Source organism: Marinomonas piezotolerans, from assembly GCF_003362755.1.
In the GTDB taxonomy this organism is placed as follows: Bacteria; Pseudomonadota; Gammaproteobacteria; order Pseudomonadales; family Marinomonadaceae; genus Marinomonas; species Marinomonas piezotolerans.
In genome coordinates, this window is the sequence record NZ_QKRA01000010.1 from 100,435 (window position 1) to 112,641 (window position 12,207).

The window sequence follows — 12,207 nt, forward strand, 5'->3', positions numbered from 1 at the left end:
ACTCGAGAGTTCGTCCATGTACTCTCTATTCATGTGCGTCTGTGTGTTGTTAGCCCGTTTTGCCAACGTAAACTTCCGGCTTCTGAGCCTTTTTGTATTCTAAGCGTCGAGCATGTAATAACGGCTCTGTATATCCATTAGGCTGCTCTTTGCCCTTGAAGACTAGGTCGCAGGCAGCTTTAAAAGCGATACCATTAAAATTGGGAGCCATTGGTAGGTAATGTGCGTCATGCGCATTCTGTTGATCAACAATCACTGCCATTTTCTTCATCGAAGCCATCACTTGCTCCGAATCACAGATGCCATGTTCCAACCAATTAGCAATATGTTGTGACGAAATACGTAACGTCGCACGATCTTCCATCAGTCCAACATTATGAATATCTGGCACCTTGGAACAACCCACTCCTTGGTCAATCCAGCGTACAACGTATCCTAAAATTCCTTGGGCGTTATTGTCTAACTCAAACTGAATCTGCTCCGCAGATAAACTACTTGAATCCTCCAATAATGGAATCGATAAAATATCATCTAGGCTTGCTCGCGCTCGGTTGGCCAATTCACACTGGCGTTGACGTACATTGATAGTGTGATAATGAGTTGCATGCAAAGTAGCGCCATTTGGAGAAGGCACCCAAGCGGTGCTTGCTCCCGCCATCGGGTGACCAATCTTTTGCTTTAGCATATCTGCCATTTCATCTGGCATTGCCCACATCCCTTTACCGATCTGGGCTTTCCCAGGCAGTCCACATTCAATGCCTATATCAACATTCCAGTCCTCGTACGCTTTGATCCAAGCTTCTTGCTTCATCGCTGTTTTTGGCACGAACGGCCCAGCGAGCATGGACGTATGGATTTCATCACCAGTTCGATCAAGGAAGCCTGTATTGATAAACACCACACGCTCTTGAGCTTGTCGAATACATTCTTTTAAATTAACTGTAGTACGACGCTCTTCATCCATAATGCCAACTTTAAGAGTGTTACGCTCCAGCCCTAATGCTTGCTCTATACGACCAAACAACTCCACCGTAAAGGCGACCTCTTCTGGACCATGCATTTTAGGTTTTACGATATTAATACTCCCTGCACGGCTGTTGCGTCGTTGCGTATTACCTTGTAAATCATGCATGGCGGCAAATACCGTAATCATCCCATCCATAATGCCTTCGGGTACTTCATTCCCTTTGGCATCTAAAATGGCAGGGTTTGTCATCAAATGCCCAACGTTACGGATAAACAGCAAACTACGACCATGTAAAGTGAAGCTTTTACCTAATTTATCTAGGTAGGTTCGATCAGGATTCATGGTACGTGTAACACGCTTCCCTGCTTTTTCAAACGACTCTTCCAGTGTCCCCTGCATTAAGCCTAACCAGTTCTCATAGACCTCTACTTTGTCCTCTGCATCCACCGCTGCAATGGAGTCTTCACAATCCATAATCGTTGAAACGGCCGCTTCAACCAAAATATCTTGTACGCCAGCTTCGTCATGCTGTCCTATGAAACCCTTTGCATCCAATTGTATTTCTAGATGCAGTTCATTGTTTTTTAGCAATATTGCTGTCGGTGCATCAGGTTCGCCTTGATAACCAACACACTTGGGTGTGTCTTGTAGTTGAACGACCTCATCATTTGTTAACGTTACTGCCAGTTGACCATCGACGATTTGATAATGCTTTGCTTCGGCGTGGGAGCCCGAAACCAAAGGGGCGGCCTGATCTAGTAACTGACGACCAAAGGCTATAACTCGATTCCCTCGCACAGGGTTGTAACTCCCTGAACGCTCTGCGCCTTCCGCTTCAGAGATAGCATCAGTGCCATACAAAGCATCATATAAGCTCCCCCAACGCGCATTAACAGCGTTCAGAGCAAATCGCGCATTTTTCACTGGTACGACGAGTTGTGGTCCGGCTTGTAAGGCAATCTCTTCGTCAACATTCTCAGTCGATACTTTAAAAGAGCCACCCTCCGGCAATAAGTACCCTATTTCGCGCAAAAAATGCTGATAAGCCTGGGGATCATGTGCCTGATTTTTGCGAGCTCGATGATAGTCATCGATTTGCTGCTGCATCTCATCACGCTTAGCAAGCAAAGCAGCATTAACGGGAGCCATATCATTGATGATTTCTTCAAAGTGATGCCAGAACATCTTCGGATCGATACCGGTACCGGGAGCGATGCGCTCATTTACTAAGTTAAAAAGACTTACTGAGATCTGAAGTCCGCCTTGCTGAATTCGTTCTGTCATAGCTCTTTCCTTTTCTGTCATGGATACCGACGAAGTACCCGTATATTTATTATTAGCGATGCCATTGAAATAGGCAGAAATCACATACAAGAAACATTCATATCGTGAATAAATGAAATAAGATTAATATGTCATAAATTTTAAAGCATCTAAGATATCAATGATTTTATGCCAATTTTCTTCAAATTATGAATATTTAATCACTATGAACGGATTCCACACAAAAATCACATTCATAAAAAATATGATTAAGATAACAAATATAGATTAGACGAATCAAAACTCTCAACACAGACTGTAAGAGCAAACAATAACTACTCAACCGCTAGCAAGCGTGAAGCACGGGTACCACCAAGAGGAAAATGCCATGTCTAATTACAACAACGATATCGACGCAACTGCTACTCTAATCGCTCAACATGGAGCACCTTGGGCAGCAATTAATCCTGAGTATGCTGCTCGAATGAGAGCACAAAATCGTTTTCAAACAGGATTGGATATTGCTCGATACACGGCAAAAATCATGCGTGCAGATATGGAACGCTACGATCAAGATCCAACTCAATACACACAATCGTTGGGGTGCTGGCACGGTTTTATCGGCCAACAAAAAATGATTTCTATCAAAAAGCACTTCAACTCAACAGACCGTCGCTACTTATATCTGTCTGGCTGGATGATTGCAGCACTTCGCTCTGAGTTTGGTCCACTCCCCGACCAATCAATGCATGAGAAAACCTCGGTGCCAAGTTTAATCGAAGAGCTTTACACCTTCTTAAGACAAGCCGACGCTCGGGAAATGGGAGGCCTCTTCCGACAACTGGATGAAGCAAACAAAGCTGGGGATGAAGTCAAAGCAGCGTCTGTTCAAAAGCAACTAGATGAATACCAAACACACATTGTCCCAATCATTGCAGATATTGATGCGGGGTTTGGTAACGAAGAAGCTACTTATCTGCTCGCTAAAAAAATGATTGAAGCAGGAGCATGTTGTATCCAGATTGAAAACCAAGTGTCCGATGAAAAACAATGCGGTCACCAAGACGGTAAAGTAACGGTTCCTCATGAGGATTTCTTAGCCAAAATTCGCGCTGTTCGCTACGCCTTCCTAGAGCTTGGTGTAGATGACGGCGTAATCGTAGCGCGTACCGACTCCCTGGGAGCTGGATTAACAAAACAAATTGCGGTTTCTAAGACAGCTAATGACCTCGGGGCTCAGTACAACGCGTTTTTAGATGTTGAAGAAATTGATCTTAGCAATGCGAAAGACAGTGATGTATTGATGGTACGCGATGGCAAATTGGTGCGACCTAAGCGTTTAGCGAGTAACTTATTCCAATTCCGTAAAGGGTCTGGAGAAGATCGTGTCGTACTTGACTGCATCACATCACTCCAAAATGGCGCTGACTTACTCTGGATTGAAACGGAAAAACCACATGTAGGCCAGATCAAAGGTATGGTAGATCGCATCCGCGAAGCGGTACCGAACGCTAAGCTGGTTTACAACAACTCACCATCTTTCAACTGGACGCTAAGCTTTCGTCAGCAAGTTTTCGATGCATGGGAAGCAGAAGGCCGTAACATGTCCACATATGACCGCGCACAACTTATGAGCGTTGAATACGACAACAGTGAACTGGCAAAAGAGGCTGATAACCGTATACGCAATTTCCAAGCTGATGCTGCTCGCGATGCAGGAATATTCCATCACCTCATCACGCTACCGACCTACCATACGGCCGCTTTGTCTACCGATAATCTGGCTAAAGAATACTTCGGTTCGGAAGGGATGCTTGGTTACGTCAAGAACGTTCAAAGAGAAGAAATCCGTCAAACCATTGCCTGTGTAAAACACCAAAACATGGCTGGATCCGATATGGGAGACGACCATAAAGAGTACTTCTCTGGGGAGGCCGCCTTGAAGGCTTCCGGCAAAGACAACACCATGCATCAGTTTGGCTAAGGAGCAAAAGACATTTAGATACACTTTACAAAATTCATTTACCCCGCGTTGGGCCGCTTCGGCGGCCCTTTTTTCGGATGAACTATTTGACGTCTAATCGATACGCATTACACTAAATCTTCGAGCTGTCATATGCTGGTCACTATGAATACGCCAGAATGGTACAAGGAACTTATTACGATAATAGACAACCAAGTTTATTCTAGATAACACAGGGGCAACAAACATGGCGGATATATACGATATCTCGGTAATGGACATTGACGGTAACCAGACAACGTTGGAACCTTTTTGTGACAAAGTTTTAATGGTTGTAAATGTCGCATCAAAGTGTGGGTTGACGCCACAATATGAGGGACTGCAAGACCTCTATGAACACACTAAAGATTTAGGTTTTGAGATATTAGCGTTTCCTGCGAATGATTTTGCAGGTCAAGAACCCGGTACAGACGAGGAAATCAAGTCATTTTGCTCAACAGAGTACAACGTCACTTTCCCTATGTTTAGTAAAATACAGGTAACTGGGCCTGACAAGCACCCGCTTTATCATTATCTAACCGAGCAAGCACCAGTCGCGGTAAACCGCGAAGAAATGGAAGACAATCTTAAAAAGCATGACGTGATACCAACCGATGCGCCCGAAGTGGTCTGGAACTTTGAAAAATTTATTATTAGCCGCTCAGGCCAAGTCATTGGGCGCTTTGCTCCACACACACCACTGGATGACAAAAATTTAGTGAGCAGTATTCGTGTGGCGTTGGCCAATGGCTAATAAATAAACTTATCGTTTGAGCATCTCATTCTTCGAGGTGCTCTCATGATGTTTCATCATTTTTGCCATACAACGCCTGATGATCAAATCTAAGCTCTAGGTTGGTGCGCTTTGCTTTCGTTAGACCTTTAACAACCAACGCGTAAGAATGATCGACCATGCGCCTAAGCTCTCCTTCAGGCAATGACCCATCCAATATAACGGTGTTCCAATGCTTTTTATTCATATGGTACCCAGGCTGAACACAATCGAAGATATCTCTTAACTCCTGAGCGTGAAACGGATCGCACTTTAAATTCACTCGTGCGACACCTTCTTTTTCGGTGAACAAAGCAAACATTTTTCCATGAACTTTTAACACCAAAACTTGGTCATCAAACGGATAGTCTTCTAGCGCATCTGGCTTCTGTTTCAAATAAGCTAAAAGTGTACTCTTGGTATCTGTCACTCCCCTCTCCTTTTCAAGCTATTCGCTTTCTTCAAAATCCGGTCACTAATCAGTAAAACATAGAGCTAGATCAATACATCACATCGCCCAACCACCATACACTCAAAAATACTATGAATGCACCACACAGTCCCTACGCGAACTAAGAGCCAAGTCATGCCCAAATATATCTCAGTACGATGGAAGATCCTTCTCCCTATGGCGGGCATACTAATTCTAATTATTGCTGCCCTCAATTTTTATTCCTCTTATCAACAAAAGGAAAGGCTATTAGACCTAAGCGAGCACCAACTAGCTGACATCGCTAATGGGTACATGGATAGCATGAATGCCTTAATGTTTACTGGCTCTATGGGAAGTCGAGAGATCCTACGCGATAAAATCAGTCAGCGAGAAGGAATTGAGTCGGTTCGAATGTTACGAGGTGAAGCGGTTAACAAGATTTATGGCCCAGGTTTTGCCCATGAAGCACCGCAAGATGAATTAGACCGACGAGCGCTATCTGGTGAAAGCATTACTCAAGTTGAGACCGTAGACGGCGAACGTTTCATCACTATTTTGCTGCCTTTTGCGGCATCTGCTGATCGACATGGAACAAACTGCCTAAGTTGCCACCCTGTAACGGAGGGGACCATTCTAGGAGCTGCGCGGATCACCTACTCTATGGCCACTCGAGATCAAGATATCGAAAACGCCATCATAAAAAACTCAACCATCAACTTCATCGCGATACTTATTGGGCTAGGCATCATCTATCTCATTATGATGAAAGTACTTATCTCGCCACTTAATAGGTTAAAAGAAACGATGGTCGAGATTGGCGAAAACGCTGACCTTCGCCCACGAATCCGGCTTGGCTCTAATGATGAATTCCATCAAGTCGGACTTGCCACTAATAATATGCTCGACCGCTTTCAACCGGCGATCCACGACTTAACGAAAACGATGGACGATCTGAGTAACTCGGCCGATCAATTGGCGCTCGTGACACGAAAAACAAGTGAAGGCGTCGATCAGCAAAAATCAGAAAGTCGACTGTTAGCGAACTCTATTCAAGAACTCTCAAATGCTGCGGAAGAAGTCGCTCAAAATGCGGCGAATGCTGAGCTATCCGCAGGTGATGCTAAGGAACTTGCTGACGGTGGAAAGGCGATGGTGTTACATGTCGCTAACGCCAATTCTGAATTAGCACAGCAAGTTGATTCTGCTACGAATGTGGTCAAAAAGCTTGCCGAAGACACTCAGAATATTGGTCGCGTCTCCCAAGAAATCAGCGATATTGCAGAACAAACAAATTTACTTGCACTCAATGCTGCCATTGAAGCTGCTAGAGCTGGCGAACAAGGCCGGGGCTTTGCGGTAGTAGCGGATGAAGTCCGTAACTTAGCCAATAGAACGCAATTATCAACAGAAGAGATTCGTGCCATTATTGATAATCTGGCATCAATCTCAATTAGAGCCGTTGACGCAATGGAAGGTAGTAAAACCAAAGCTGATGACGGCGCTCTAGATGCGAGCAAGGCCGCAAAGTCACTAGAAGAAATCGCGGTTAGTGTAGAGCGAATACGTGAAATGAATTCTATGATCGCAGCCGCAGCGTCAGAGCAAAGTGCCGTTGTGAACGAAATTAACCAAAATATTCAAACAATCAGTTCGGTATCCGAACAAACAGGGGAAGGTGCTCACGAAACGTTGAAGCAAAGTGAAGACATCGCACATATAGCTGACGAACTAGATAAAACAATCAATACATTTAAATCTTAACCATCCTTGTCCGTCCACGATGGTGCTCACTAAAGTACTTGCGCTTAATGAGCACTGACAACACGAGATTTGAACAATTGGCTCCTACGATAGACCATATCAACCCATAAAGCCCCAAGCAGCCAACCTGCAATGATATCAGTAGGCCAATGCACTCCCAGCAGTACTCTGCTTATACCAACAAACATGCTCATTACTACAGCTAGAGTTATAACGGCTTTGCGTACTCTTGCTGGCCCATCTACTGAGGTCAATACCAAAGCCGCCCCTAAAAAACACACCATCGACATCGTCGCATGCCCAGACGGAAAGCTGGGGGTATAAACATGAATTAAAGGCTCAACAAGGTCTGGACGCGGTCGATCAATAATATATTTCGCTCCCATGCTCAATATAACACCTCCTATGGCCATAATCGCGAGTGTCACAGCATGTCTGACCCTCTGGGCGATTGTCAGAATCAGACAAACAGAAGTAATCAAAAAAATTAGGATCCAGTTACTGCCCAATGCCGTCACATCTCGAACAGTGATGGCAAACCATCTTGGCCCCATCAATGCATAAGTTGTGTCATCTCTTAGCAATAACAGACCAAATCGATCCAATGCAGATACGCCGTTCAAAGCCAATAACGTAACCAAAACCAACATGATAACCATTGCAATGCGTTGCCAACTGCCCACGTATAAACCTCATCATTCTCATTGATAATGAGTAATAATAAGTAAATTCATTTGATTAAATTGTCTTCTCCGTCATTTGCACGTACTTTCCTCGATCTGATCCAATCATGAAGGCTTGATATAGGCTAGCCTTTAAAAATGAAGGAACATCCATGCAGTCATATAAAGGGGGATTTTTGCCCTCGCATTAGGGGCATTTGGCCTTGGAACCACCGAATTTTTCCCAATGGGATTGTTACCGACGATTGCAGGTATTGGCTTCACCATAGGAAACTTCTGTAGCGGTAAACTCGCAGACTGCAATCTTCATAGTATTAGCGAATATGCGCCTACTTGTCTCATTAGTCATGGCAATGCTAGATGAAGGCTTAGAAAAAGGATCCCCCGACAATTAAATATTATCGGGGCCTTAAAGGTGTCTTACTAGTACTAGCTCACTTGAACCGTCGATTATGATGATTCAGGGAAATAAGTCACCTGTTGCGACTCCTCCCATGCAGGAAACTTCTTCATGACTATTTGAAAGCTCTCGCTTTCTACAAATGCATTAAGCCATGCCCGTAAGTGAGCATAACGACTTTGTTCAAACCATTCTCGATTTACGCCCGCGAATTGGCGAACAAACGGAAAGATTCCTATATCGGCAATCGTTATATGTTCCCCCATAAGGTAAGGTGAGTTTGCCAACCTTGCATCCAAGCGTCTTAAAAAACGCTCTCCTTTTTCTCTGTAGTAACGTTCTGATTGCTCCGTGTATCGATCCGCGTACTTATAGCGATCTAACCAAGGCTTGAAACAATGGTCATTAAAGGACAACCAAGTCATTATTTTCACGCGTGTATTCGGGTTACTAGGCCAAAGTTTAGACACCAATGCTTGGTTAGTAGAGAAACTTAACGCCCAAAAAATAATATCTAGACTCTCAGAATAGCGCTCATTTCCAACTAACAACTGAGGAACCGTTGTGCGTCCCCCTAAATCTAATAACGCCTTAGGTTTGTTTTTTAAAACCACTTCTCTTAACTCAACAGTAATAGATAAGGAAAGCAAGGTATAACGCGCCCGAATAGCATAAGGGCATCGACGAAAACTGTATAAAATACTAGCCAAAATAACTCCTACGACTCGCCTACAAACTGTTTACTCAAGAAACTAATTTCATAAGGCATCAATTCTTGTGTGTTTAACTAACGGTACGACAGTTTAATGCTCATTAGCGACAGATTGGCTGCACCCCCTCCAAAATGGTCATAAAATAAGCAAACAAGTATAATTTTTAAACAATAGGATCAACCGAATGAAAAAACTGACAAAGTTCTTTTCCGCGTTAGCTGTTGCTCTACCTCTTACAGTTCAAGCCCAAACCGTTGAGCTTACCACTATGAACTGGCCGCCTTTCTATGGTGACAACCTTGAGAAAAGTGGCTTCATTGCTGCCATCGTTGATGAAGCCTTGGCCCAATCTGATTATGACAGCACCGTTGAATTTACCGCTTGGCAAACCGCGTTAGATACGGTCAAGGCAGGTGAAAAAGATGCAATTCTTGGTGCTTACTACTCTAAAGAGCGCGCTCAAGAGTACTACTTTTCGATTCCGATCTACACAGTGTTAACCGGTCTAATCAAAAAAACAGACTTTCCCTTAAACAACTATGACTCTTTCGAATCATTAAACCAATACACCATTGGAAAGCTGAAAGGCTCCGTCATTAGCGAGTCTTTTGACAACTTCCAATTCTCTGCTTTAAAAGAGTACCTTGAAGTATCGGATGCTATTAAGGCATTGGATTCAAATGAAATTCAACTATACGCAGACAGCTTAGCCGTCGCAAAAGAAGCAGCTAAAGCCGAGGGAATTGATGCTTCTAAATTCCAAATCCTAATGCCTCCGCTGGAAGAAAACGATTTGTATTTGATGATTTCAAAATCTATCCCTAATGCGGAAGCGCTACGAGATGCGTTCAATAAGGGATTATTAGAGATACAAATGACAGGGCGCTATGATGAAATACTAGCGGAATTCAACCAGCGGTAGTTCCACAGGCGCTTCCACGTTTTACTTAAAAGCCCTCTAGATTATTCCATTTCTGAGGGCTTTTATTTTTTCAGCATTGTTCTTTATTCTAAACTATCTCATCGAAAAATGAGCAAGTCTTATTACCACATAAGGTCATCTGGAATCTGGAACTCTGCATAAGGGTCATCTTCATCAATCTCTGCAGCAGCTTGCTTGGTATTGAAAACCAAGATCATATCAGGCTCTTTCTCCATGATTTTCTCAGCAACACCGTTTGGAATGATCTCATACTGGCCTTCCAATTTAGCAATTGCCAAACGCCCTTCAGATAGATCTTTATGCATTACCTCCGACACGTACAGTTTTTTCACCTTTTTGTCGTCAGTGAAATTATATGCCATATCACCATCTTCTTTACGAACCCGATTTTGTAAAATGAATTGGCGTATCTGTCCAAGCAAAGCTTTGTACTCGATCTCTAATTGACGCTGCCGATTAAGCTCTTTATCGCGAGCAGCTTTTTCTTCTCGCTGCTTCTTCAGCTCTAACTGTCGTTCGAGTTCCGCAGTATTATCTAGCTTTCCATTCTTTATCTTTTGCTTTGTTTGAAGCTTTTCAGCTTTAATTTTCTTGGCTTTCTTTTTATCGACAATACCGGCTCCCATAAGCTGTTCTTGTAGCGACTTTGCCATAGTTAACCTCTTAAATAACAATGTATACTATTCAAATATGGTGACTATCTTAGCCTTTATTAAAGTCAATGTGTGTATAAATTCGATCAAATACCCTGAATGCCATAGAATCCCTTTTTTATGTAAAGTTCGTGTAGAAAGAGTAGGTTAGCAGAGTAAAACTACTTCAAGATCCCCTTTTCGAGTATTCTTATATGCTTCTGGGGCTTTGTATATGTCGTATCCAACATGCTAAAACTCGTAATGTCTATTGCTGCTGTTTCCCTCCCTCTTCTCAGCCAAACGCTCTATGCAAACACCGACTTTCAAAGCATTGGTAAACTTGCGCAATTGGCGAATGACACCTATTTGGACGATTCCAGTCTTGAAAAACAGCTGGTGAATCAAGGCCAACAACTGGTTCAGAAGAACATTATGATTGGCTCAGAAGTCAGCTACTTTTTGAGTAAAGCTAACGGAGTACAAACCATAGCTGTTCGAGGGACATCCAACCTCACTAATGCTATGGTGGATATAGACTTATCCCTACGGCATGATCCAATTCTTAATATTAAGTTGCACCAAGGCTTTTCTGTTGCCGCAAGAGCTGTATATGAAGATATTAAACCAGTTCTCAATATGGATGCACCAATCCATATAACAGGTCATAGTTTAGGTGGAGCTATCGCCGTTATTATTGGAATGTACTTCACCAAGGAGGGCAAAGAGATCAAAGACATTACCACATTTGGGCAACCTAAAGTGACCAATGTAACCGGAGCGAGATTTTTTTCAGAGCTCCCTTTGACCAGAGTAGTCAACGAAAATGATATTGTTCCGTTAGTCCCTCCTATTAGCCCACTACAAATTAAAGACCTCGATATCTTTTGGCATATGGGAACGGAAGTCATCTTGATGGAAGATAATAGCTACTCCATCACAAGCGGCGTAAAAAGCGCGTTAAGAGCCACTAAATTTACTTCATCTATACCTAACCAAAACAATCTTGAGGCACATAGAATGTCGACCTACCTAAGCAAGATTGAAAGCTTAAAAATAAGTGCCACAGAAATACCTTATAAAGTAGGTATTGATCTGTTTGGTATTTCGATTAACTAATAAATTTTTATATTTGCTCAAGTTGGATTGGATTCGATAGGTGGATTAATGCGATAGAATCTCTGTGATGCTCTATCTGGGTATAAAAAAGCCCCGATCAATATTGTTGATCAGGGCTTCATATTTAAAACTTGATGACGACCTACTCTCACATGGGATCTCCCACACTACCATCGGCGATGGCGCTTTTCACTTCTGAGTTCGGGATGGGATCAGGTGGTTCAACGCCTCTATGATCATCAAGCAAACTGGGATGTGATCATTTTGATAAGTGCCGATATTAGGAAGGCTGTTTATCAAAATACACAAGTCTGAATGTCGATAAAAAGCCCTGACCATTGCTGATCAGGGCTTCGTATTTGAAGCTTGACGACGACCTACTCTCACATGGGATCTCCCACACTACCATCGGCGATGGCGCTTTTCACTTCTGAGTTCGGGATGGGATCAGGTGGTTCAACGCCTCTATGATCGTCAAGCAAACCGGTGTGCGTTTCGTTATGAGTGATCGGATGTGGA

General features: G+C 43.2%; 10 protein-coding genes and 2 rRNA genes. 5 read left to right on the forward strand and 7 right to left on the reverse strand.

Annotated elements, in window-relative coordinates; all coding sequences use genetic code 11:
- Positions 1-49: 49 nt before the first annotated feature.
- Positions 50-2,251 (reverse strand): malate synthase G, encoded by a 2,202-nt coding sequence (locus tag DN730_RS16525; RefSeq protein ID WP_115469252.1) that lies wholly within the window; start codon positions 2,249-2,251, stop codon positions 50-52.
- Between the two features lie 367 nt (positions 2,252-2,618).
- Between DN730_RS16525 and DN730_RS16530 the strand changes: the two genes are divergently transcribed.
- Together DN730_RS16530 and DN730_RS16535 are read left to right on the forward strand one after the other, a co-directional pair.
- Positions 2,619-4,214: an isocitrate lyase gene (locus DN730_RS16530; protein WP_115469253.1), complete on the forward strand. Its 1,596-nt coding sequence runs from the start codon at positions 2,619-2,621 to the stop codon at positions 4,212-4,214.
- A gap of 226 nt (positions 4,215-4,440) precedes the next feature.
- Complete coding sequence (locus tag DN730_RS16535; protein ID WP_115469254.1) at positions 4,441-4,986, forward strand: glutathione peroxidase; 546 nt, start codon at positions 4,441-4,443, stop codon at positions 4,984-4,986.
- Between the two features lie 43 nt (positions 4,987-5,029).
- Here the strand turns inward: DN730_RS16535 and DN730_RS16540 are convergent, their stop codons facing one another.
- Positions 5,030-5,434: an MmcQ/YjbR family DNA-binding protein gene (locus tag DN730_RS16540; RefSeq protein ID WP_115469255.1), complete on the reverse strand. Its 405-nt coding sequence runs from the start codon at positions 5,432-5,434 to the stop codon at positions 5,030-5,032.
- A 156-nt stretch (positions 5,435-5,590) separates the two neighbouring features.
- On the opposite strand from DN730_RS16540, the gene DN730_RS16545 reads away from it, so the two are divergent.
- Positions 5,591-7,198, forward strand: coding sequence for a methyl-accepting chemotaxis protein (locus DN730_RS16545; RefSeq protein WP_158541231.1), 1,608 nt, complete (start codon positions 5,591-5,593; stop codon positions 7,196-7,198).
- 44 nt (positions 7,199-7,242) lie between these two features.
- On the opposite strand, the gene DN730_RS16550 is transcribed toward DN730_RS16545, so the two are convergent.
- Positions 7,243-7,881, reverse strand: coding sequence for a phosphatase PAP2 family protein (locus DN730_RS16550; protein WP_115469257.1), 639 nt, complete (start codon positions 7,879-7,881; stop codon positions 7,243-7,245).
- 450 nt (positions 7,882-8,331) lie between these two features.
- A complete protein-coding gene (locus tag DN730_RS16555; RefSeq protein ID WP_115469258.1) occupies positions 8,332-8,991 on the reverse strand; it encodes a glutathione S-transferase in 660 nt (219 codons plus the stop codon).
- Between the two features lie 187 nt (positions 8,992-9,178).
- Between DN730_RS16555 and DN730_RS16560 the strand changes: the two genes are divergently transcribed.
- Entirely contained in the window at positions 9,179-9,916 is a 738-nt protein-coding gene (locus tag DN730_RS16560) for a substrate-binding periplasmic protein (protein ID WP_115469259.1), read from the forward strand.
- A gap of 122 nt (positions 9,917-10,038) precedes the next feature.
- Here DN730_RS16560 and DN730_RS16565 read toward each other — a convergent pair whose 3' ends face one another.
- Complete coding sequence (locus tag DN730_RS16565) at positions 10,039-10,590, reverse strand: DUF2058 domain-containing protein (RefSeq protein ID WP_115469260.1); 552 nt, start codon at positions 10,588-10,590, stop codon at positions 10,039-10,041.
- 228 nt (positions 10,591-10,818) lie between these two features.
- Here DN730_RS16565 and DN730_RS16570 point away from each other — a divergent pair, with 228 nt between their 5' ends.
- Entirely contained in the window at positions 10,819-11,688 is an 870-nt protein-coding gene (locus DN730_RS16570) for a lipase family protein (RefSeq protein WP_115469261.1), read from the forward strand.
- A gap of 129 nt (positions 11,689-11,817) precedes the next feature.
- On the opposite strand, the gene rrf (DN730_RS16575) is transcribed toward DN730_RS16570, so the two are convergent.
- Positions 11,818-11,932, reverse strand: a 5S ribosomal RNA gene (gene rrf / locus DN730_RS16575).
- A gap of 120 nt (positions 11,933-12,052) precedes the next feature.
- Positions 12,053-12,167 (reverse strand): 5S ribosomal RNA (rrf, locus tag DN730_RS16580).
- Positions 12,168-12,207: the final 40 nt, after the last annotated feature.